Genomic DNA, 22964 nt, shown 5'->3' with positions numbered 1-22964 from the left:
CGGGGCAGTCCCGCAGGAGGGTCACAACCGCCGCAGCACGGTGACGAAGAAGCCGTCCGTGCCGGTCACGCGCGGCGTCAGCAGGATGCCGCCGGCAGGCGTTTCGCGATGCGGCAGCGACGGCAGGCCGGCGGCGGCGAGCACGTCGGCAACCGGGGCGACCGCGAAGCCGGCGTGCCGGCCCATGAAGGCGGTGACGGCGCCGTCGTTCTCCTCCGGCAGCAGCGAACAGGTGATATAGGCGATGCGCCCGCCCGGACGGACGAGCCGGGCCGCGCGATCGAGGACGACAGCCTGGTCCTTTACGCGCTCGGCGAGCGCGCCGGGCCTGAGGCGCCACTTGGCGTCCGGATTGCGCCGCCACGTGCCCGTGCCGGTACAGGGTGCGTCGACGACGACGCAGTCGATGCTGCCGGCCAGGTCGGCGAGCGGGTCGGGCCGCGCGGGGTCGTAACGGCCCTTGGGCGAGCGCACCTCCACATGGCTCGCGCCGCTGCGGGCGACGCGCCCGTGCAGCGGCACGAGGCGGCGGGTGTCGACATCGGTCGCGAAGAGCGCGCCGCCGTTCTGCATCAGGGCCGCAAGGGCCAGCGTCTTGCCGCCGGCGCCGGCGCAGAGGTCGACGATGCGCTCACCCGGCCGCGCCAGGGTGAGGCGCGCCGCGAGCTGCGAGCCCTCGTCCTGGATCTCGAACTGGCCATCGAGAAAGCTCGGCTCGCTCTGCAGCGAGGGGCCGCGGCCGTCCTCGCCCACCGTGAAGCGCAGGCCATCGGCCGAATGGGGCGTCTGCCGCGGCGCGAAGTGCTCGAGCTCCCCGGCCAGGGCCTCCCGGGTCGTCGTGAGCGTGTTGACGCGGATGTCGAGCGGCGCGCGCGCCACCATGGCCTGCATCTCGTCGATGGCGGCCTCGCCGAAGGCGGCGGCGAAGGAGGGCGCGAGCCATTCGGGGAAATCGCCCGCGACATGCGCCGGTGCATCGGCGAGCGATGGCGGAACGGAAAGGCGCGCCGCCTCCTCCTGCGTCAGCGGCTCGGGCGCGTGACGCTCGCCGGAGAACAGGCCGGCGATGGCCGCGGCATCGAGATTGCGCAGGCGGGCAAGCATGCCGATGACGACGGCACGGGGCGTGTCGGCGCCCATGAGGAAGGCGGCGGAGGCGCGGCAGCGCAGGGCGTCGTAGACGAGGCTCGCCACCGCCGCCCTGTCCTTCGAGCCGGCGAAGCGGCGGGCGAGGCCCCAGTCCTTCAGCGCGTCGGGGGCCGGGCGGCGGCGCGCCTCGATGTCGGCGAGCACCTCGATGGCGGCGGCGATACGGGCGGCAGGCGTCATGGCGCTTTCTTGCGAAGCGTGAAGGTGCCGGCCCGCACGGCTTCGGCGAAGGTGTCGAGCGCGGCGGCGAGGCGCTCGTCGATGACGTGGAGATACTCGGTCCAGTCCTCGAATTTCGTCAGTTCGGAGCGGCCGTCGCTGATGCCGCGCAGGCCGACGATGGGCAGCCCGAAGCGCCGCGCGGCGCGCAGCACGGCGAAGGTCTCCATCTCGACCATATCGGCCGCGATGGCGTCATAGGCGGCGCCCGAGACGATGTTGCCGCCGGTGGAGACGCTCGCCGCGGGAATGCCGGGGATGCGGTGGGGGATGGGGATGACCGCCGGCTCGTCGACGAAGGGCGTCCGCCCCTTCTCGAAGCCGAGGGGGGACACGTCCATGTCGCGATAGGAGACGCTCGCCACCTGGTAGACGCCAGCGTGGTCGAGCGTGCGCGAGCCGGCGGAGCCGAGGGTGAAGACGAGATCGGGCAGCCGCTCGTGATGCGCGAGCGAGGCGAGCGCCGCCGCCACGGCGATGCCGGCCTCGACCGGGCCGACGCCGGTGACGAGCGGATCGATCTTTTCCCTGAGGTGCACGCCGTATTCCTGCTCCGTCGCCATGACGAAGAGCACCTCGAGCCCGCCGACGGCGGCGATATGGCGACGCGGATCGTCCTGCACGGCCCTGCCCCCGCCGCTCAGCCGCGCGTCGAGTAGTTGGGGCTCTCGCGCGTGATGGTGACGTCGTGCACGTGGCTCTCGCGCAGGCCCGCGCCGGTGATGCGCACGAAGGTCGCCTTCTCGCGGAACTCGGCAAGGTCCTTCGCGCCGACATAGCCCATCGCCGCCCGAAGGCCGCCGGAGAGCTGGTGCAGCACGCTCGAGACCGGGCCCTTGTAGGCCACCTGCCCCTCGACGCCCTCGGGCACCAGCTTCAGCGTGTCCTTGATGTCCTGCTGGAAGTAGCGGTCGGCCGAGCCGCGCGCCATGGCGCCGACCGAGCCCATGCCGCGGTAGGCCTTGTAGGAGCGGCCCTGCCAGAGGAAGACCTCGCCCGGCGTCTCGTCCGTGCCGGCGAGGAGCGAGCCCACCATGACGCATTCGGCCCCGGCGGCGAGCGCCTTGGCGAGGTCACCCGAGGCCTTGATGCCGCCGTCGGCGATGATCGGGACGTCCTGCGCCGCGGCGACGCTCGCCGCGTCCATGATGGCGGTGAGCTGGGGCACGCCGACGCCGGCCACGATGCGCGTGGTGCAGATGGAGCCGGGGCCGATGCCGACCTTGATGGCGTCGGCGCCGGCATCGATCAGCGCCCGGGTGCCGTCCGCCGTCGCGACATTGCCGGCCACCACCTGCACGGCGTTGGAGAGCTTCTTCACGCGGGTGACGGCGTCCAGCACCTTCTGCGAATGGCCGTGCGCGGTGTCGACGACGACGACATCGACGCCGGCGTCGATGAGCATCTCGGCGCGCAGGAAGCCCTCCTCGCCTGTGGTCGTGGCGGCGGCGACACGCAGGCGGCCCTGGTCGTCCTTGGCGGCATTCGGATAGGTGACCTGCTTCTCCATATCCTTGACGGTGATGAGGCCAATGCAGCGGTAGTGATCGTCGACGACGAGCAGCTTCTCGATGCGGAACTGGTGCAGCAGGCGCCGCGCCTCGTCCTGGCTCACGCCTTCGCGGACCGTGATGAGACGGTCCTTGGTCATCAGCTCCGAGACCTTCTGGTTCGGATTGTCGGCAAAGCGCACGTCACGGTTGGTGAGGATGCCGACGAGCTTGCCATTGTGGCCGCCCGGACCGCGCTCGACCACCGGAATGCCGGAGATGCCGTGGTTCTTCATCAGCGCCAGCGCCTCGGCCAGCGTCGCCTCGGGGTGGATGGTGACCGGGTTCACCACCATGCCGGATTCGAACTTCTTGACGAGGCGCACCTCGTCCGCCTGCTGCTCGGGCGTGAGGTTGCGGTGGATGACGCCCATGCCGCCGTTCTGTGCCATGGCGATCGCCATGCGCGCCTCGGTCACCGTGTCCATCGCCGAGGCGAGGATCGGCATGTTGAGGGAAATGGAGCGCGTCAGCCGCGTGCCGACGGCGACCTGGCTGGGCAGGACGTCCGAATGGCCCGGCTGCAGCAGGACGTCGTCGAAGGTGAGCGCTTCGCGGAAGGAACCGTCGCGGATGACCGGCATCGCCAACCCTTTCATGGCCGTTTCGGCAGCCCGCTGCGGGACTCATCGGGCTCGGGCTGCGTCGTTGAGTTGGCAGCGGCCTGTAACACGCCTGTGGCAGGCGCGTCGAGTGGCATGTTGCGGTGCCGCGCGAAAAGTGTGCCACCTGTGCGTGGAAATATCTCGCCGGGCGCCCCCGCCCCGCTTCCGCAGGCGTTGGGCGGGCTCCCGTCCATGTCGCCGCCGCTTGCCCGCAGCGCGGTGCGCCATCCCTCACCTGCAGCGGTTGCATAGGTCACTGACGACCTGCCCGGTGGTCGCGGTACCGGCGCATGGGGGCTGTGCTAAGAGGAACCACCCACCGCAACGGGCCGTTGGTCTGCTGCTCCCGCCCGATGGGTCCTGCCGTGTCACGCAACGTCCTCGTCCCGCTGATCGTCGCCTGCGCCCTGTTCATGGAGAACATGGACTCGACCGTGCTGGCGACGAGCCTGCCCGTGATCGCCCGCGACCTCGCCGTCGATCCCATCGCGCTCAAGCTGGCCCTCACCTCCTATCTCGTCAGCCTCGCCGTCTTCATTCCCGTCAGCGGCTGGATGGCCGACCGCTTCGGCGCGCGCACCATCTTCCGCGCCGCCATCCTCATCTTCATGGCCGGCTCGCTGCTCTGCGCCCTCGCCAATTCGCTCGAGTGGTTCGTCTTCGCCCGTTTCGTGCAGGGCATGGGCGGGGCGATGATGGTGCCGGTCGGCCGCCTCGTCATCCTGCGCACGGTGCCGAAGGCCGAGATGGTGCAGGCCCTCGCCTATCTCACCATCCCGGCGATGATCGGCCCGGTCGTCGGCCCGCCGCTCGGCGGCTTCATCTCCACCTTCTTCGACTGGCGCTGGATCTTCTTCATCAACATCCCGATCGGCCTCGTCGGCATCGTCCTCGCCAGCGTCTTCATCGAGAACGTGCGCGAGGAGGACGTGCCGCCGCTCGACCTCGCCGGCTTCGCCATGACCGCCATCGGGCTCTCGGCGCTGATGATGGGCTTCGCCACCGGCGGGCGGCACCTCGTCTCGGAGGAGGTGTCGGTGCTGCTCGTCATCGCCGGCGCGGTGATGCTCTTCTTCTACTGGCGTCACGCCAGGCGCGCGGCGCATCCGGTGCTCGATCTCGCGCTCCTGCGCATTCCGACCTTCCGGGCCGGCGTCGTCGGCGGGTCGCTGTTCCGCATCGGCATCGGCGCCGTGCCCTTCCTGCTGCCGCTGATGCTGCAGCTCGGGTTCGGGCTCAGCGCCCTGCAGTCGGGCCTCCTGACCTTCGCCGCGGCGGCCGGCGCCATGTTCATGAAGACGCTCGCCGCCCGCATCCTGCGCATGTTCGGCTTCCGCCGCACGCTCGTCGTCAATTGCGTGATCGCCTGCGCCTTCCTCGCGGCAACGGGCCTCTTCACGCCCGAGACGCCGCACGTCGTCATCATCACGGTGCTGCTCATCGGCGGGTTCTTCCGCTCGCTGCAGTTCACCAGCATCAATGCCGTCGGCTATGCGGACGTGACGAGCCGCGACATGAGCCTCGCCACGAGCTTCGCCAGCGTGTCGCAGCAGATCTCGCTCTCCATGGGCGTCGCCATCGGGGCGCTGGCGCTGGAGGCGACCGGCTATGTGCGCGGCACCGACGGCCTGACGGCCGGTGACTTCGCGCCGGCCTTCCTCATTGTCACGCTCGTCTCCCTCACCTCGCTCGCCTACTGGCTGCGCCTCGCGCCCGATGCGGGGGCCGAGGTTTCCGGGCACGCGCGCACCTCGCGGCAGATCACGGCCGAGGCGGTGCAGGACAACATGCCGGGCCGCTGAGGCCTCAGGCCGGCGCGAAGAGACCGGTGATGGCGTCCGGCAGCTCGCCGGGCGCCGCGCAGATGTGGCGCGCGCCGGCCTCGGTCAGCTCGGCATGGCTGCCGTAGCCCCAGGCGACACCGATGCAGGGCACGCCATTGCGGGCGGCGCCGAGGACGTCGTGCTCGCGGTCGCCGATCATCAGCGTCTCGGCCGCGGCGAGCCCTTCCGTCGCGAGGATGTAGGTGATGAGCTCGCCCTTGTTGTCGTGCGTGCCGTCGAGCTCCGCCCCGTGGATGGTGATGAAGCGGCTGTCGAGGCCGAAGTGGGCGAGCACGCGCCGCGCGTAGAAGTGCGGCTTGGAGGTGGCGACGAAGAGGCGGTAGCCGTCCGTGGCGAGCCTGTCGAGGGTCTCCGGCATGCCGGGGATGACGAGCGCGTCCTTGTAGCCGGTCGCGCCGTACTGCTCGCGGTAGAGGCCGATCGCCGGCTCGACCAGCGCCTCGCCGAGCAGCGTGCGGAACGTATCCCGCAGCGGCGGGCCGATGACCCAGGCGAGATCGTCCTCGGCCGGCGCGGGCTTGCCGAGCGTCGCGAGCGCATAGCGTACGGCGCCGGTGATGCCGGGCTTGGGGTCGGTGATGGTGCCGTCGAGGTCGAAAAGCAGGTTCATGAGCGCCCTCCCGTCGGATCTGCAGCCCGGATAAGGGCTGGAACCGGCAGGAGCAAGGGCGCTGCGCTCAACCCTGGTCCCCGTTGCGCAGGGGCTGGGTGACGAGGCGGTCGAGCCAGCGCTCGCGCGGGTCGCGGAACTCATCGAGCCCGAGCGTCATGGCATCGTGCCCCTTTTCCGGCTCGGCGCGATAGGTGCCGAACAGCCTGTCCCACCACGGCAGGTTGAAGCCGAAGTTGCTGTCCGTCTCGCGGCGCAGGGTGGAATGATGCACCCGGTGCATGTCCGGCGTCACCACGAGCCAGCGCAGCACCGGCTCGAGCCTCGCGGGAATGCGGATGTTGGCGTGGTTGAACATGGAGGTGGCGTTGAGCAGCACCTCGAAGGCGAGCACCGCCGCCGCCGGCGCGCCGAGGACGAGGATGGCGACGCCCTTGATGGCGAGCGACAGGAGGATCTCGCCGGGGTGGAAGCGCCCGCCCGACGACACGTCGATCACCGTATCGGCATGGTGCATGCGGTGCAGGCGCCAGAGCAGCGGAACATGATGAAAGACAACATGTTGCGCGTAGATGACGAGATCGAGAATCACGACGCTCACGAGGAAGGCGAGCCAATAGGGCGCGCCGAGGAGCGGCAGCAGCCCCCAGCCCTTCGCCTCGACGGCGAGCGCGATGCCGACCGCCGAGGCCGGCGCGACGAGGCGCACGACGAGCGCGTCGACAAGCAGGATGCCGAGGTTGTTCGTCCACCGCACCGGCCGGTCGGCGAGATCGTGCCGGCGCGGCGCCAGCACCTCCCACAGCGCCATGGCCGCAAAGACGGCGACAAAGGCGCCGAGCCTGATCGCGACTTCGCCGGTCAACAATTGCGAGGCTCCCCTGCGTCCGTTCTCCGTCAGACAACAATGCGGCGCCGGAGGCAATCATCGACCCGGCCCCGCCGGGTGAAGTCGCAAACAAGTTCTCGCGATCACGACGCGATCGGCTGCGGCCGGCCGGCTGTCCGCATTCTCCGCAACGCCACACGACCGAGCATTCCGCAAGACAGTTCTTCCGATCCCGGTGTGGATCGCTGCCCCTTGCAGCCGGAATAATGGATGGACGGACATTCATCACCCCGGAAGACGACATGCAGCTGAAAGCCGTTCATCCCGACGCATATGCCTTCACGGAGCCTCACCGGAAGTTCCCGGACCTGACGCGCCTGACCATCGCCTGCCACGGCATCGAGGGCCAGCAGATCGAGATGAACGGGTCGCCCGTGAAGCCGGAGGAACTCGCCGCGACCATCCGCACGTGGACCGCCGCCGACCGGCTGCACAGCGTGCGCCTGGTCGCATGCCATTCGGCGAGCCTCGCGCCCGGGGGGAGCCGCCAGCGCCTCGAAGCCGCCGACCCGGGCCGGCTCTGGTCGACGGCCTTCGGCGCCCGGCTGTCCGCCGCCCTGCCCGGCGTCAAGGTCCGCAGCTATGCCGGCGAGGTCACCGCGACCTGCGAACACGACCTCATCTGGCAGACGTATCGGATGATGGGGCCGGCCTTCACAGCCGACCGGCTCGCCCGGAATTTCATGATCATCAAGGACGACCCCGGCGAGCACTACCATTCGATCACGTTCCGGGACGGCGTGGCGATCAAGCAGAGCTATCCCATTGCCAGCAACGACGGATCCGACTACGCGGTCCTTTGATCGCGGCCTTGCCGGCCACGCGCAATTGCAGCCTGCCGCGGCGCGCTCAAACACCGATTCAAGTTGCTGAGAGATCGATTCAAGCCGTTCAGAAACTGATTCAACCAGCGCCGATCAGCGAGTCTCTTCAGAATCTTGCGCGTCGTCCTTCGCGCGTCCCCTGAAGCCCGTCGCGAGCACGTAGAGCTCGGCAGAATCGGCGCGGCTCGCAGCGGGCTTCACGTGGCGGACGGTGGCGAAGTCGCGCTTCAGGTCCGCAAGGAGGGAACTCTCCGTGCCGCCCTGCAGCACCTTGGCGAGGAAGATCCCGCCCGGCGCCAGCACCTGGCGGGCGAAGTCGATCGCCGTCTCGGCGAGGCCCATGATCTTGAGGTGGTCGGTCTTCTTGTGGCCGGTGGCGTTGGCCGCCATGTCGGACATGACGACATCGGCTGGCCCGCCGAGCATGGCGACGAGCCGTTCCGGCGCCTCGGGGCTCAGGAAGTCGAGCTGCTCGAAGACGACGCCCGGGATGGGCTCGATGTCGAGCAGGTCGATGCCGACGACGCGCCCGCGCCCGGCCTCGACGCCCACCTTGCGCGCCGCGACCTGCGACCAGCCGCCGGGGGCCGCCCCGAGGTCGACCACGCGCTGGCCCGGCTTGAAGAGCTTGTACTTGTCGTCGATCTCGATGAGCTTGTAGGCGGCGCGCGAGCGGTAGCCCTCGCGCTTGGCGCGGGCGACGTAGGGATCGTTGAGCTGGCGCTCCAGCCAGCGTGTGGAGGCGACGGAGCGCTTGCCGGCCGTCTTGACGCGCACCTTCAGGCCATGCGGGCCCTCGCGCCCACCGCCGCCGGCCTTCGCGCCGCCCGCCTTCGCGCCCCCTGCCTTGCGCCCGGACTTGCCGCCGGAACCCGCATCACTCACCGTGCCGCACCCTTCTGCCAGACGCCATCCTCGCCCATCAGGCCCATGAGGATGCCTTCCCGCAAACCTCTGTCGGCGATTCGCAGCCGCTCGCAAGGGAAGGCGCGACGGATGGCCTCGAGAATGGCGCAGCCGGCGAGCACGAGGTCGGCCCGTTCGCGGCCGATGCAGGGGTTGGCGGCGCGCTCGCCGTATTCGGCGGCGATCAGCCGCTCGATGACGCGGGTGGCGTCGACATTGGCCATCCACAGGCCGTCGACGCGGCGCCGGTCGTAGCGCGGCAGGTCGAGATGCACGCCGGCGATGGTCGTGACCGTGCCGGAGGTGCCGAGAAGATGGAAGTGGCGCCCGCGGCTCGCCCCGTGCGCCCGATCCGCGAAACCGGCGAGCAGGCCGGACACCTCGTCCACCATGGCCTCGAAGATGTCGCGCGTCACGTCGATGCCGCCGTGCCGCTCGGCCAGGGTGACGACGCCGGTCGGCAGCGATTCCCACGCCTGCACATGGCTGCCGGGATCCTCGTTGAGGCCGCCGGCAAAGCCCGACACCCAGACGATCTCGGTCGAGCCGCCGCCGATGTCGAAGACGATGGCGCCGTCCGCCTGCGGGTCGAGCAGGCTGGCGCAGCCGCGCACGGCGAGGAAGGCCTCCGTCCGCCGGTCGACGACCTCGAGGGTCAGCCCCGTCTCGCGGGCGACACGCGTGACGAAGGCAGGCCCGTTGGTGGCGGAGCGGCAGGCCTCCGTCGCGATGAGCCGTGCCCGGGTGACGCCGCGCGCCTCCATCTTGGCCCGGCAGATCTTGAGCGCCTCGATGGCACGGCCGATGGCCGGCTCGCCGAGGACATTGGCCGTGCCGAGGCCCTCCCCGAGGCGCACGATGCGCGAGAAGGCATCGACCACGCGAAAGCCGCCGCGCGTCGGCTCCGCCACGAGGAGGCGGCAATTGTTGGTGCCGAGGTCGAGCGCCGCATAAGCCGGCCCGCTGCCGTCCCGGTTGCGGAAACGGCGGCGCGGCCCGCGCCGATGCGACCGTCCGTGCGAGCCGGAGCCTTCGCGCAGCGCCTCCGGCCCCCGCGACTGGCGCGTTTCGAGGGGCGGAACCGGCGATGCGCCCTCAAAGGCGCCGAGGTCGTCGATGACCGTCACGGTCGAAATATCCCGGTCAAGCGCCGCATGCCATGCGGCACGCCTGCGCGATCCATTCGCAATCAGACTACATAGAGGGGCAGCCCGTGCCAAGCGCGCAGGGCGACCTGATCCGGGAAGGCCGGTCAGGCCGGCCTCGGGGCAGCAGTGCCGACCGCCGGCCGGCGGGGAGCGCTGCAGGCCAGCGGCACCATCAGCCCCAGCACGAACCAGAACAGGCGCTGGTAGAAGAAATCCTGCGTCAGGCCGCCGAGGCAGAAGACGGCGAGGCAGATGAGCGCCGCGTTGGCGGGCACGGCCGCGCCGGGCGCCGTGCGCTGGAGGACGAGGCCGCGGACGAAGAGCAGCAGGGCCGCGGCGAACATCACGAAGCCGACGAGCCCCATCTCCGCCAGCACCCAGACGGGAACGTTGTGGATGACCTGGCTGGTCTTGCCCTGCACGAGACGGTCGTGGATGAAGCCGCCGAGCCCATGGCCGAAGACGGGCGCCTCCCGCCACAGCTCGAGCCCACGCCAGACGGTCTCCCAGCGCTCGCTGTCGGCGTGGGCGCGCTCCATGCCCTGCGCGAAGGTCTGCACGAGCGCGCCTTCTGCAACGCCGCCCCCGCCGCCCCCGCCGCCCGCCGGCGCAAGCAGCGACATGGCGACCTGGACAATAATTTCGACGAGGGGGATGGCCGCGATGAAAGCGAGCCCTGCCACGATGGACAAAGCCAGTTCCCGGCGCACCGCCGGCATCCAGAAGGCCGTGAGAACGACCGCGGTGCCCATCAGGACCCAGCCGGTGCGCGACTGGGCAAGCACGACGGCCGCAACGAGAACGGCGGGTGCGAGGTGAATGCCCGCCCTGTGCCCGCTGACGGCGGCCATGGCCCTGAGGCAGAAGAAGGCGATGAAGGCGATGACGCACTGGAAGGCGAAGGCGTTGCTGTCCGCCAGATAGCCTTCGAGCCGCACCAGATTGATGCCGGCCGGCAGGAGCCTGGTGTAGGTCCCGACGAGGTAGAGCGCGATCTGGAGCGCGGCGACGATGCTGACCGCGCTGACGACCAGATGGACGGCGCGCAGCAGGCGTGCCCGGCCGCTGTGCGCCCACAGCAGGAGCCCGACGCCGAAATAGGACAGGATGACGAACCAGCCCATCGTGCGGTTGACGAAGGCCCACGACAGGAAGCCGTGAAGGACATAGCCGAGCACCAGCGACAGGCCGATGGCGGCGGAGAGGAGCGCGAGCGGCGGCACGACCCAGCGGGCCGGGCTCACGAGCGGGCGCGTCCAGCTCCAGGTCAGCGCCAGCACCGCGGAGGCCGACACGGCAAGGAGATCGGCGAGGTTCACGTTCAGCCAGTGGCTCGGCATCGGCACCCGCAGCTGGAACACCACGGCGACGGGCAGGAAGAAGGCGGCGAGCGCAGCGAAGAGCCGGTCGATGTCGTTGCGGCTGGCCACGATCTGCGGCGCCGGCGCGCTGGCCGTCACCGGCTTCGGCCTGATCGCCATGAACGGCACGGCGATAAGGCAGCCGATGACGAGGACGAGCGACAGGAGCCCGATGGCGACCCCGACCGCAGCGCCCACCGCCGCAGGCACGCCGAGCGCGCCGAGCACGTGCGCCGCGCTCAGCTCACGGATGCCCCAGCCCGCAAAGCTGATGGGCAATGCGGCAAGGAACATGACCACCGACAGGGCGGCGAGCGCCGCAACAGTCGGCACGGGCTCGCCATAGGCCGAGAACTGCGCATAGAAGGCGCCGAGCATGGCGCAATGCGCGATGACCGAGATGAAGAAACATCCGGCGAGCACCGACCATGCCAGCTGTCCCGACAGCTGCGCGAAGAGCCGCCTGAGCTGGCGCAGGTTGGCGAAGCCGTAGAGCAGCACGACCGCGATCAGCGAGAGGACGAAATAGGCAAAGTAGCCCCCGCCGCCTTCAACGTCGAACACGATCCGGCCGAGGGTATAGGCGCCCCCGGCCAGCGCGAAGAGGAGGAGCGAGCCGAGCGCGATCATGCGCTCGAGGAAACTGAGGAAGGTGATCGCCGAAGGAGAAACGCCCGCGCCGGCGAGAACCGCGGAGCGTCCCACCGCCTGGCCGACCACGCTGAAGATGAGCTGATTGCCGAGATGGCCGAGCACGAAGGCACGCGCTGCCTGGCCCACGGGCACCCTGATGCCGAGCGCCTTGAAGGAATAGCGAAAGCGCACGAAGGACAGGTAGAAATTCAACAATATACAGAAGAAAGCGAAGATCGTCTCCCGCCCGAAGCCGCGCTCCATCGCAGCCAGCAGGCCAGACATATCGACCTGCATTGCGACGGCGATCGCCGCAAGCAGGGTAATGACGACCGTCAACCCCCGTTGAATACGCATGACATGAGCCCCTCGCCCGAATCGGACGGCTCCTCCGATAATACCGACTTGGAATATCGCCGATTTGTGGGGCAGTCTCGCCGCAATTCCAACTTTTTTGGGCAAAGCCAAAAAGCCGCAGCAGAACGGTGGGGCTAGGGATCGGGAAAAGCCGCTCGCAGGCCGGCGGCGTCAGGCCCCTGCGTGAGCCAGGCGTTGATTGGGGGCAGCCGGTACGGCCTCAACGGCCGCGGAGCAACCTCTCGAGAAACACTCGCAAGCGCCCGCCGGGCCGGTGGGCGTCGGAGGCCGAGGCGAGTTGGTCCCGTTCCCGGGCGAGCGCCCGGAGCATCTTGGCAGCGGTCACCATCCGCTCGCGCGATGACAGGCGCGTGGCCGAGGCGCTTTCCTGCATGAGCCGCTGCGCAAGCCGCTCCACCTCCTCGGTTGACGTTCCGACCATACCCGCTCCGACGCACACAATGGGTTGGAGTTATCACATGTGTTCAGGTGTTCGAACACAATTCGGGCGTCGGCCGCGCGCGATCCGGCTCGTCCGGTCCATACGTCCGGTGGAGCCGGAGGCGCACCGCGGCCGCATGTCTCAGTACGGCATGCGGGACAGCGGCTTTGCCGTCGGCATCCGGCACAGACCGTGCATAATCCGCAACGGCGCGCGCGCCGACGCGTGGCGCGGCGCCCTCGCAGATGGGAGATGGCCATGGCCAACTGGCCGGAACAGGAGCCGCCGGACGATGTCCGTGAGATGCGGCCGAGCGGCTGCCTCATCATCCTTGCCGTGATGCTGCTCGCGGCCCTCATCGCCCTCGCCATCAACTGGCTGCGCAGCGGACTGCCCTGACGCGTGTGCGGCGGAAGCCCGCCCGACGATCGGCGCAGAAGCGCCGAAACGCGTTGCAAAACGGCCGTGAAGCCGCTCGACGAAGGGACGATGGATTTGAAGCTGAGGATGGCTGGGGGACGTGGATTCGAACCACGACTAACGGAGTCAGAGTCCGCTGTTCTACCGTTAAACTATCCCCCAACGAGGACGTTGATTTCTATAATCTATTCCGGGCGGATCGAGCCGGGCCGGACGATTTTCGATCACCGTCGCTGGTGGCCTGCATATAGAGCGCGATTTATTCCCGGTCAACCACCCTGGCAGGCGAGATCCAGTGGAAGGCATGACGTTGCGGTGGATAGTCGTGCCCGGGCCGATGCATCCCGGGCGCGCTATGACACCGCATCCCCTCACAGGGCGTGAGGGAGAGCCCATCCACGGTCGACGGCGGCTCAGGCGACCTGGTCGACGGTGACCACGCGGAACGTGTGCATCTCGCCCTCGTCGTCGCGGATGGAGACATATTCCCCGGGCACCCAGACGTGATCGCCGAGCCGGAAGCCGGCCTCGTCATCGTCGGCCGCCGCGGCGTCATAGTCGAATACCCAGGTCGAGCCGCCCTTGCCGCCGGCGCGATGGACGAGATGGCCGAGTTCCGTCCGCTCGCCGGCCCAGAAGCGGCGCACGCGGCAGGCCTCGCGGTTCTTGCGCCAGGCCTCCACGTCGAGGTGGTTCGCGGCATCGAGCGGGGCGACGATCTCATAGCCATGGCGGGCGGACCCCTGCGGGAACTCCCGCGAGCGCGCCAGGTGCAGCGTGATGCGCTTGAAGCCATCGGGCATTGCCATGATCGTCTCCCCCAACCTTGCGACGCCACCGCGGCATGCCATCGCACAGCCACGCCACCTTGAACCATGATCGCGCCTGCGCCGCGGGGAAGGCAAGCGCAACCGATGCCGCAGCGCACCGGTACACCGCCGTCGGCACCCGCTTCTCGCACGACCCCTCTTTAGAGAGATTATAAACTATTGATTTGATTGGTTATTTTGTTGACGCGCCCCGCCCGTGGCGGCATACGCCTTTCTTCATACGCAAGTTGCGATCGAGGCTGGGGCCCGGTCCCGGATCGAGGGAGGCTACAATCATGCAACGCTATGCTCGCAGGCTCATCGGGGCCGTTTCTTTCGTCGCCGCGGGGATGACCGCGGGCGCGGCGCTCGCCCAGGAAGTCAACCTCTACACGACGCGCGAGCCCGGGCTCATCAAGCCGCTGCTCGATGCCTTCACCGAGAAGACCGGCGTCAAGGTCAACACCGTCTTCGTCAAGGATGGGCTCGGCGAGCGCGTGGCCGCCGAGGGCCAGAACTCGCCGGCCGACGTGCTGATGGTCGTCGACTTCGGCAACCTCATTGATCTCGTCGACCGCAACGTCACCCAGCCGGTTCAGTCGAAGGTGCTGGAGGAGGCGATCCCCGCCAACCTGCGCGACAAGGACGGCAACTGGTTCGCCCTGACGCTGCGGGCCCGCGTGCTCTACGCCTCGAAGGACCGCACCAACATCGACGCCTTCACCTATGAGGAGCTGGCCGATCCCAAGTGGCAGGGCAAGGTCTGCATCCGCTCGGGCCAGCATCCCTACAACACCGCCCTCTTCGCGACCGCCATCGCCAAGGACGGCGCCGAGAAGGCCGAGGAATGGCTGAAGGGCGTCAAGGCCAATCTCGCCCGCAAGGCCGGCGGCGGCGACCGCGAGGTGGCGCGCGACATCCTCGGCGGCATCTGCGACATCGGCATCGGCAATTCCTACTACGTCGGCCTGATGCGCTCCGGCAAGGGTGGCCCCGACCAGGAGAAGTGGGGCGAGGCCATCAAGGTCGTGCTGCCGACCTTCGCCAACGGCGGCACGCATGTGAACGTCTCCGGCGCGGCCATCGCCAAGAACGCGCCGAACAAGGACGAGGCCGTCAAGCTGCTCGAGTTCCTCGTGTCGGACGAGGGGCAGGAGCTCTACGCCCAGGCGAACTTCGAATATCCGGTGAAGGCCGGCGTGAAGGCCGACCCGATCATCGCGAGCTTCGGCGAGCTGAAGGTCGATCCGGCCCTGCTGACCGACATCGCCGAGCACCGCAAGGCGGCGAGCGAGCTCGCCGACAAGGTCGGCTTCGACAACTGAGCGGCAGCGAGGCAGGCGAAGCTCCTTCGCCCGCCTTCCGCACGAGGTTTCGATGACCAGCCCCAAGCGGACGCTTCCCCGTCCCGGTGCGCTCCTTGAGCGCTCCGGGATTGTTCGTTTCCGTCCCGTGCCGGCGGAGGCCGGTCTCCGGTCGGAACGGCGCAGCGGGACAGCCGGCCGATGACCATTGCCGCCGCCGGCGAGGGACGCGCCGGAGCACCACGGCGCCTCACCCTGCCTCCGCTCTCCGGCTGGCTCGCCGCTGCGGGCGTGATCGCGCTCGGCGTCGTCGCGCCCATCGCGGCGCTCGCCTGGTTCGCGGCGCAGGGTTCCGGGGATCTCTGGCCGCATCTCGTCGACACGGTGCTGCCGCAGGCGATCCGCGACACGGCGATCCTGCTCGTCGGCGTCGGCGCACTCGTCATCGTCCTCGGCACGGGCACGGCCTGGCTCGTGACCGCCTACGACTTCCCGGGACGATCGGTGCTCGACTGGGCGCTGCTGCTGCCCCTCGCCATCCCGACCTACATCGTCGCCTATACCTATCTCGACGTGCTGCACCCGATCGGCCCGGTGCAGACGGCCATCCGCACGCTGTTCGGGATCAGCAACCCGCGCGACCTGCCGTTTCCCGACGTCCGGTCGATGTGGGGCTGCATCCTCCTGCTCAGCCTGGTGCTCTACCCTTACGTCTACCTGTCGACGCGGGCGATGTTCCTGATGCAGGCGGCGAGCCTCGTCGAGGTGGCGCGCACCCTCGGCCACGGGCGCCGGCGCGTCTTCTTCCACGTGGCGCTGCCGCTCGCCCGCCCCGCCATCGTGGTCGGCACCAGCCTTGCGCTGATGGAAGCGCTCAACGACATCGGCGCCTCCGAATTCCTCGGCGTGCGCACGCTCACGGTGTCGATCTACGCCACTTGGATCAACCGCTCCAGCCTGCCGGGCGCGGCGCAGATCGCCCTCGTCATGCTGGCGCTCGTCATCTCCCTCATCCTCATCGAGCGCTGGGCGCGGCGCCGCCAGCGCTACGCGGCGGCCGCGCAGCAGGCGCGGCGGCTCGTGCCGCAGCGGCTCGCGGGCGCGCGCGGGCTCGGCGCGCTGGCCGTCGGCTTCCTGCCCGTCCTGTTCGGCTTCTGCGTGCCGGCGCTGCACCTCGCCCACGAGGCCTACAAGCGCGTGTCCTTCGCCGGCATCTCCCCCGGCATTCTCGAGGAGACGATCAACACGGTGACGATGGCGGCCGTCGCCACAGCCGTCACCATCGCGCTCGGCCTCGTCGTCGCCTATACGGCGCGCATCGTGCAGCGGCGGGAGGCCAATGTCCTGGCACGGCTCGCCAGCGTCGGCTACGCCATTCCCGGCACGGTGCTCGCCATCGGCCTGCTGACGCCGCTCGCCGCCTTCGACAATGCGGTCGACGGGGCGATGCGCAACCTTTTCGGCATTTCGACGGGCCTCATCCTCTCGGGCTCGGGCGTGGCGCTCGTCTATGCCTATGTCGTGCGCTTCCTCGCCATCGCCAACGGCGGCATCGAGGCGGGGCTCTCCAAGGTCCCGCACTCGCTCGACCATGCGGCGCGGGCGCTGGGACAGGGCCGGCTCGGCACCATGTTCGGCGTGCACCTGCCGCTGGTGCGCCCCGCCCTCCTCGGCGCGGCCCTGCTCGTCTTCGTCGATTGCATGAAGGAACTGCCGGCGACGCTGCTGCTGCGGCCGCTCAATTTCGAGACGCTGGCGACCCACCTCTATGCCGAGGCCTCACGCGGCACCTACGAGGACGGCGCGGTGGCCGCCCTGCTCATCGTCGTCTTCGGCCTCGTGCCCGTCATCCTGCTCGCCCGCATGAGCCGCGGGCGCTACGCCGTCTCGCTGCGCGCATCGAGTTCCGAGGTCGACCGGCCGGCCTCGTTCAGGCCGTGAGCGGCACGGACACGGCACGGTCCCTTTTCGTCATGCCCGGGCTTGTCCCGGCCATCCGCGCCGTCAGGCCTTGCGCAACGTCAAGGCATGGATGCCCGCGACAAGCGCGGGCACGACGGCGGAAAGGTTGCGTCCAAAGGCCCGGCGCCGGCGCACAGTGCAAGCCGGACAGGCGCAATCACCCCTTGAGCTCGGGCAGGTCCTTGTAGAGGTCGAGCGCCTCGGGATTGGCGAGCGCCTCCTTGTTCTTGACATCGCGGCCGTGCACCACGTCGCGCACGGCGAGCTCGGTGATCTTGCCGGACTTGGTGCGCGGGATGTCCGCCACCTGGACGATGCGCGCCGGCACGTGCCGCGGGCTCGCGCCCGAGCGCACCTCGCGGCGGATGCGGTCCTGCAGGGCCTCGTCGAGCACCGCGCCCTCCCGCAGTCGGACGAAGAGGACGACGCGCACGTCGTTGTCCCAGTCCTGGCCGATGGCGAGCGCCTCCACGACCTCGGGAATGCGCTCGACCTGGGCGTAGATCTCGGCCGTACCGATGCGCACGCCGCCGGGGTTGAGCGTGGCGTCCGAGCGGCCGTGGATGACGATGCCGCCGTGCTCGGTCCATTCGGCGAAATCGCCGTGGCACCAGATGCCGTCGAAGCGCTCGAAATAGGCGGCGTGGTACTTCTTGCCGCCCGGATCGTTCCAGAACATCACCGGCATGCAGGGAAAGGCGCGGGTGCAGACGAGCTCGCCCTTGCCGGAGCGGATGGGCCTGCCCGCCTCGTCCCACACCTCGACCGCCATGCCGAGGCCAGCGGCCTGGATCTCGCCCTTGTAGACCGGCGAGATCGGGCTGCCGCCGACGAAGCAGGAGACGATATCGGTGCCGCCGGAGATGGACGCCAGGTGCACGTCCGGCTTGATGGCCTCGTAGACGTAGTCGAAGCTCTCGGGCGCCAGCGGCGAGCCCGTCGAGGTGATGAGCCGCACGCTCGAGAGGTCATGCGTGCGGGCGGGCTCGAGCCCGGCCTTCTTGCAGGCGTCGATATATTTCGCCGAGGTGCCGAAGAGCGTGACGCGTTCGGCCTCGGCGAGATCGAAAAGCACCGACGGTTCGGGATGGAAGGGCGAGCCGTCGAAGAGGATCAGCGTCGCCTCGCTGGCGAGGCCCGAGGCCAGCCAGTTCCACATCATCCAGCCGCAGGTGGTGAAGTAGAAGAAGCGATCGCCGGCCCTGAGGTCGCACTGGAGCTGGTGCTCCTTGAGGTGCTGCAGCAGGGTGCCGCCGGCGCCGTGGACGATGCACTTGGGCACGCCCGTGGTGCCCGAGGAGAAGAGGATGCACAGCGGCTGGTTGAACGGCAGGCGCTCGTAGGTGACCGGCTTGGCCGCATATTCCGCGGTGAGCGCGGGCAATGTCGTCGCCTTGTCGCCGAGAGCCTGCGCCACCTCCTCGGCCACGCCGATGTAGGGCACCACGAGCACGGCCGCGAGGCTCGGCAGGCGCGCGACCACGTCGCGCACCTTGTCGGTCAGGTCGAGGCGCTTGCCGGCGTAGAAATAGCCGTCGATGGCGATGAAGACCTTCGGCTCGATCTGGCCGAAACGGTCGATGACGCCCTGCACGCCGAAGTCCGGCGAGCAGGAGGACCAGGTGGCGCCGAGGGAGGCGGTCGCCAGCATGGCAGCGATGGTCTCGGGCCGGTTCGGCATCATGGCCGCGACACGGTCGCCGACGCCGACGCCCTGGGCGGCGAGCCATTGCTGAAGGCGCGAGACGAGGGCGTTGAGCTCGGCCCAGGTGAGGCGCAGCGAGGAACCGTCCTCGCCGGAGAAGACCATGGCCTCGCCTGCGTCGTTACGGCGCAGGAGGTTCTCCGCGAAATTGAGGCGTGCGTCGGGGAAGAACTTCGCCCCGGGCATGCGGTCGTCCACGAGGACCTGCCCGCCCTTCTCGCCGATCACGCCGCAGAAATCCCACAGGGCCGACCAGAAGGCCTCCCGCTCGTCGATGGAGAAGGCGTGAATGTCGGCATAATCCGCAAAGCGCCGTCCGGCGCGCTCGCCGAGAAAGTCCATGAACCGCCGCAGGGTCGTGCCCGCCACGCGCTCGGGCGAAGGGGTCCACAAAGGGGCGGCAGGGGTCATCGTCATTTTCCTCCCTCGATTGTCGCCCGCGGTGATAGCGCGGCTCGCAATGTCCATAAAGCGCCAATATCAGGGAGCAAAGGAGGGCAACTGGACGAGAATCCTATGCGCGGCCGCTGAATCGGCGTAAAGGGATCAAAAATACCCGATGATTGAACTGCGCCGTTGGCCCATAGTCGGGGCCAATGCCGGACGCGAGTGGCGATGACGAGGTCCAAGCTCTTTCTCGTGACGGCCGCGGTCCTCGCGGTCTGCGCCATGGCCGTGATGCCGTGGACGCTGGCCACGAAGCCGCTTGCCGAGTCGATCGGCGAGGAGATGCGGCGCACGACCGGTCTCGGGCTCGCCACCGAGGGGCGGGCCACCTTTGCGCTCCTGCCCGTGCCGCGCGTCAAGCTGGAGAACGTCAGCCTGCAGACGCCGCAGGGCGAGGAAGTGGCGCGCGCCCGCCAACTGCGCGGCGAACTGCGGCTGCTGCCGCTTCTCCTCGGGCGGATGGAGCTCGTCGAGGTCACGCTCGTCCAGCCGCGCCTCGACCTCAGCCGTGTCGGGACGCTGCGCGAATTGTGGGCGATGCTCAACGCGCACACGGGCCGCGAGATCGAGAGCCGGCGTAACGGCACCGCCCGCGGTCGCCATGTCGGGCGTCTCATCATCATCGACGGACTCGTGCTGACGCGCGCGAAGGATGAGGCCCCGGCGCTCGCCAACCAGGTCAACCTCGTCGTCTACTGGCCCTCGCTCGCCGGACCGCTCGCCGTGGCGGGCACCACGCAGTGGCATGGCGAACCGGTGGACATCCGCCTCGATTCCCTCTCGCCCGCCGCGATCGGCGACGGCCGCGCCTCTCCCCTCGCCGTCCAGCTGCAGAGCCCGTTCGGCGATCTCGCCTTCAAGGGCGACGTGAGCGGGGCCGAGGACCCGCAGCTCAACGGCGACCTGCGCGTCTCGACGCGATCCCTGCGCTGGGCCGACAGCCAGTTCGGCGGCATCGTGCCGCTCGGCCATCTCGTCGAGTCCTTCTCGCTCGCCGGGCCGGTGTCCATGTCCTCGCGCGGCCTGTCGCTGCCGCAGGCGAGCATCGAGATCGACCGCCGCCGCATCGACGGCGCGCTGACGGCACGCTTCGAGCAGGCGCGGCTCGCCGTCTCGGGCACGCTGGCGGCGGAAGAGCTGCAGCTCGAGCGTTTCCTGCGCCCCCTCCTGCCGGCGCGCGGCGCCGACGGCAGCTGGAGCCGCGATACACTCGGCACGCGCGGCCTCGACCACGCGGACCTCGACCTGCGCCTGTCGATCAACAAGGCCTATTTCGGGCGCATGCCGATCGACAATCTCGCAGGCTCCATGCAGATCAAGAACGGGCGGCTCGAAATCGCGCTCGGACGGGCCGGCCTTCACGGCGGCACCGTCAAGGGGCGCCTCACGGCCTCGCCCTCGCCAGCGGGCTATGACGTGCGCATGTCCGGCCAGGCGGACAAGGTGGACCTGCTCGGGCTCCTCAACGACGCCGGCAACATCACCCGCCTCTCGGGGCGCGGCACGGCGCAGTTCCAGCTGGAAGCCGCGGGCACCTCCTTCGCCGAGCTCGCGCACGGCCTCCGCGGCCAGGGCCAGTTCGACATTGCGGCGGGGTCCATCTCCGGGGTGAACCTGCCGGAGCTCGCCCGGCGCGCGGAAGTGCGCCCCCTCGCCGCGGCGCTCGAATGGCGCGGAGGGCGCACGCCCTTCGAGAGCATCACGGGCCAGGTGACGATCAGCGAAGGCATCGCCGACGTCGGCACGATGGAGATGACGACGCCGGGCGTGCGCGGCCTCATGACGGGACATGTCCTCGTCGGCGATCGGCGGCTGCTGCTCGATGCGACCGTCACCCCGCCGAAGGCCGCCGCATCGGCGGTGCCGTCCGGCTTTCCGCTCAAGATCCGCGGCAGCTGGGACGATCCGGCCGTCCTGCCGGACGTCGACGCGCTCATCCAGCGCTCGAGCGCGGCGGCGCCCTTTTTCGTCACCCCGCCGCCGCAGGTGCCGCCGGCGGATCTCACCTCGGCGGGCGGCACGCTGCAGTAGGCACTACTGGCGCGCGACGGCCGAGCGCTTCGTCGCGAGCGAGGCGATGATGACGCCGATGGTGACGAGCGCCACGAGAATGGTGCAGACCGCGTTGATCTCCGGCGTCACGCCGAGGCGCACCTGGCTGTAGATGCGCATGGGCAGGGTCGTCGCGCCCGGCCCCGACGTGAAGCTCGCGATCACGAGATCGTCGAGCGACAGCGTGAAGGCGAGCAGGAAGCCCGCCAGCACCGACGGCGCGATCAGCGGCAGCGTGATGGTGAAGAAGGTCTTCAGCGGCGGGCAGCCGAGGTCCATCGCCGCCTCTTCGAGGCTGCGGTCGAAATCGACGAGGCGCGCCTGCACCACCACCGTGACGAAGCACATGGTGAAGGTCGTGTGGGCGAGGACCACCGTCCAGAAGCCGCGGTCGAAGTCCACGGCGACGAAGAGCAGCAGCAGCGACAGGCCGGTGATCACCTCCGGCATCACGAGCGGGGCATAGACCATGCCCGTGAACAGCGTGCGGCCCGGATAGCGCCCGTAGCGCACGAGCGCGAGCGCGGCCAGCGTGCCGAGCACCGTCGCCACCGCCGCCGAGAGGAAGGCGACGCGCAGCGAGATCCAGGCCGCCTGCAGCAGTTGCTCGTTCTGCAGCAGCGAGACGTACCACTGCGTGGAGAACCCGCCCCAGACCGTGACCAGCCGCGAGGCGTTGAACGAATAGACGACGAGGATGAGGATGGGCAGGTAGAGGAAGGCGAAGCCCAGCGTCAGCGCCGTCGCGTCGAAAAAGCCGAAACGCCGGTTCATTTCGCCTTCTCCCAGCGCCGCGCCTCGATGTCGCGATAGGCGACGATGGGGCCGACGAGCAGCACGAGCAGCACGACGGCGACCGCCGAGGCGAGCGGCCAGTCGCGATTGGAGAAGAACTCGCTCCACAGCGTCCGCCCGATCATCAGCGTCTCGGAGCCGCCGAGGAGATCCGGGATGACGAACTCGCCGACGACCGGGATGAAGCACAGGAGGCAGCCGGCGAGAATGCCCGGCATGGCGAGCGGCACGGTGATGCGCCAGAAGGCGCGCAGCGGCGGGCAGCCGAGGTCCTCGGCCGCCTCCAGCAAAGTGTAGTCGAACTTCTCCAGCGTCGCGTAGAGCGGCAGCACCATGAAGGGCAGGTAGGAATAGACGATGCCGATGAAGACCGCCGTGTCGGTATTCATGATCTGCAGCGGCTCGCCGATGAGCCCGAGATTGATGAGCAGCGCGCTGAGCAGCCCCTCGGGCTTCAGGATGCCGATCCAGGCATAGACGCGGATGAGGAAGCTCGTCCAGAACGGCAGGATGACGAGCATCAGCAGCGTCGGCCGCCAGCGCTCCGGCGCCTTCGCCATGGCATAGGCGATGGGAAAGCCGATGGCGAGCAGCAGGGCGGTCGAGACCGCCGCGATGCGCAGCGAGGAGATGAAGGACGAGAAATAGAGGCTGTCTTCGAGAAGCAGAGAGAAATTGTAGAAGCTGAGCTGCGAGAAGGCCTCGCTCAGGGCCTCGAGGCCGAGCGAGAGATCGAAGACCGGCCGGTAGGGCGGCTGCGCGGTCGCGGGTTCCGACAGCGCGATCTTGAAGACGATGACGAAGGGGATGAGGAAGAAGAAGGTCAGCCAGAGGAAGGGCACCGCCGGCACGAGCGCGCCAAGCGCCCGGCCGAAAGCGCCCCGGTCGGGCGGGCGCGGGGCCACGTCCATCCTTTCTTGATCGCTCATCGCC

General features: G+C 69.2%; 18 protein-coding genes and 1 tRNA gene. 6 read left to right on the top strand and 13 right to left on the bottom strand.

Translation table 11 applies throughout. The annotated features are described in order from the left end of the window. Positions 1-21 precede the first annotated feature (21 nt). Genes AL346_RS15170 through guaB form a run of 3 tightly spaced genes read right to left on the bottom strand, consistent with a single transcriptional unit; the run spans position 22 to position 3502 of the window. A complete protein-coding gene (locus AL346_RS15170; RefSeq protein ID WP_019401954.1) occupies positions 22-1329 on the bottom strand; it encodes an RsmB/NOP family class I SAM-dependent RNA methyltransferase in 1308 nt (435 codons plus the stop codon). Then, positions 1326-1991, bottom strand: coding sequence for a 5'-methylthioadenosine/S-adenosylhomocysteine nucleosidase (locus AL346_RS15165; protein ID WP_019401953.1), 666 nt, complete (start codon positions 1989-1991; stop codon positions 1326-1328). The genes AL346_RS15170 and AL346_RS15165 overlap by 4 nt, the downstream gene beginning before the upstream one ends. A 17-nt stretch (positions 1992-2008) precedes the next feature. Then, positions 2009-3502 (bottom strand): IMP dehydrogenase, encoded by a 1494-nt coding sequence (guaB, locus tag AL346_RS15160; RefSeq protein WP_019401952.1) that lies wholly within the window; start codon positions 3500-3502, stop codon positions 2009-2011. 374 nt (positions 3503-3876) lie between these two features. On the opposite strand from guaB, the gene AL346_RS15155 reads away from it, so the two are divergent. After that, positions 3877-5325 (top strand): DHA2 family efflux MFS transporter permease subunit, encoded by a 1449-nt coding sequence (locus tag AL346_RS15155; protein ID WP_026015101.1) that lies wholly within the window; start codon positions 3877-3879, stop codon positions 5323-5325. A 4-nt stretch (positions 5326-5329) separates the two neighbouring features. Here AL346_RS15155 and AL346_RS15150 read toward each other — a convergent pair whose 3' ends face one another. Next, complete coding sequence (locus AL346_RS15150) at positions 5330-5977, bottom strand: HAD-IA family hydrolase (RefSeq protein WP_019401950.1); 648 nt, start codon at positions 5975-5977, stop codon at positions 5330-5332. A 67-nt stretch (positions 5978-6044) separates the two neighbouring features. Next, complete coding sequence (locus tag AL346_RS15145; RefSeq protein ID WP_245258884.1) at positions 6045-6842, bottom strand: sterol desaturase family protein; 798 nt, start codon at positions 6840-6842, stop codon at positions 6045-6047. Between the two features lie 266 nt (positions 6843-7108). Here AL346_RS15145 and AL346_RS15140 point away from each other — a divergent pair, with 266 nt between their 5' ends. Then, on the top strand, positions 7109-7669 hold the full coding sequence (locus AL346_RS15140) for a hypothetical protein (protein WP_026015100.1): 561 nt from the start codon (positions 7109-7111) through the stop codon (positions 7667-7669). A gap of 114 nt (positions 7670-7783) precedes the next feature. Here the strand turns inward: AL346_RS15140 and AL346_RS15135 are convergent, their stop codons facing one another. The 3 genes from AL346_RS15135 to AL346_RS15125 form a co-directional block, all read right to left on the bottom strand. Then, positions 7784-8473 carry an RlmE family RNA methyltransferase gene (locus AL346_RS15135; protein ID WP_050996577.1) on the bottom strand — a complete coding sequence of 230 codons (690 nt, stop codon included), beginning with the start codon at positions 8471-8473 and terminating at the stop codon, positions 7784-7786. A gap of 98 nt (positions 8474-8571) precedes the next feature. Then, the gene (locus AL346_RS15130; protein ID WP_019401946.1) at positions 8572-9723 is read right to left on the bottom strand and encodes a Ppx/GppA phosphatase family protein; all 1152 of its coding nucleotides are present in this window, start codon (positions 9721-9723) and stop codon (positions 8572-8574) included. A 125-nt stretch (positions 9724-9848) separates the two neighbouring features. Then, on the bottom strand, positions 9849-12095 hold the full coding sequence (locus tag AL346_RS15125; RefSeq protein WP_082312526.1) for a lysylphosphatidylglycerol synthase transmembrane domain-containing protein: 2247 nt from the start codon (positions 12093-12095) through the stop codon (positions 9849-9851). A 700-nt stretch (positions 12096-12795) separates the two neighbouring features. On the opposite strand from AL346_RS15125, the gene AL346_RS25095 reads away from it, so the two are divergent. Next, on the top strand, positions 12796-12936 hold the full coding sequence (locus AL346_RS25095; RefSeq protein WP_156332765.1) for a hypothetical protein: 141 nt from the start codon (positions 12796-12798) through the stop codon (positions 12934-12936). A gap of 109 nt (positions 12937-13045) precedes the next feature. Here the strand turns inward: AL346_RS25095 and AL346_RS15115 are convergent. Together AL346_RS15115 and AL346_RS15110 are read right to left on the bottom strand one after the other, a co-directional pair. Beyond that, positions 13046-13119 (bottom strand) — tRNA-Gln (locus tag AL346_RS15115). 251 nt (positions 13120-13370) lie between these two features. After that, positions 13371-13760: a hypothetical protein gene (locus AL346_RS15110; RefSeq protein WP_019401942.1), complete on the bottom strand. Its 390-nt coding sequence runs from the start codon at positions 13758-13760 to the stop codon at positions 13371-13373. 302 nt (positions 13761-14062) lie between these two features. Between AL346_RS15110 and AL346_RS15105 the strand changes: the two genes are divergently transcribed. Beyond that, positions 14063-15091 (top strand): Fe(3+) ABC transporter substrate-binding protein, encoded by a 1029-nt coding sequence (locus AL346_RS15105; protein ID WP_019401941.1) that lies wholly within the window; start codon positions 14063-14065, stop codon positions 15089-15091. Positions 15092-15271: 180 nt separating this feature from the next. Beyond that, complete coding sequence (locus tag AL346_RS15100; protein WP_019401940.1) at positions 15272-17011, top strand: iron ABC transporter permease; 1740 nt, start codon at positions 15272-15274, stop codon at positions 17009-17011. Positions 17012-17189: 178 nt separating this feature from the next. Here the strand turns inward: AL346_RS15100 and AL346_RS15095 are convergent, their stop codons facing one another. Then, positions 17190-19148: an acetoacetate--CoA ligase gene (locus tag AL346_RS15095; RefSeq protein ID WP_026015099.1), complete on the bottom strand. Its 1959-nt coding sequence runs from the start codon at positions 19146-19148 to the stop codon at positions 17190-17192. Between the two features lie 204 nt (positions 19149-19352). Here AL346_RS15095 and AL346_RS15090 point away from each other — a divergent pair, with 204 nt between their 5' ends. Then, on the top strand, positions 19353-21215 hold the full coding sequence (locus tag AL346_RS15090) for an AsmA family protein (protein WP_019401938.1): 1863 nt from the start codon (positions 19353-19355) through the stop codon (positions 21213-21215). A gap of 3 nt (positions 21216-21218) precedes the next feature. On the opposite strand, the gene AL346_RS15085 is transcribed toward AL346_RS15090, so the two are convergent. Both AL346_RS15085 and AL346_RS15080 read right to left on the bottom strand, forming a co-directional pair. Further along, a complete protein-coding gene (locus AL346_RS15085; RefSeq protein ID WP_019401937.1) occupies positions 21219-22010 on the bottom strand; it encodes an ABC transporter permease in 792 nt (263 codons plus the stop codon). Beyond that, on the bottom strand, positions 22007-22960 hold the full coding sequence (locus AL346_RS15080; RefSeq protein ID WP_026015098.1) for an ABC transporter permease subunit: 954 nt from the start codon (positions 22958-22960) through the stop codon (positions 22007-22009). The genes AL346_RS15085 and AL346_RS15080 overlap by 4 nt, the downstream gene beginning before the upstream one ends. Between the last annotated feature and the right edge of the window lie 4 nt (positions 22961-22964).

Source organism: Chelatococcus sp. CO-6 (assembly GCF_001271345.1).
Lineage (GTDB): Bacteria > Pseudomonadota > Alphaproteobacteria > Rhizobiales > Beijerinckiaceae > Chelatococcus_A > Chelatococcus_A caeni.
This window is presented reverse-complemented; position numbering and strand designations above follow the sequence as displayed.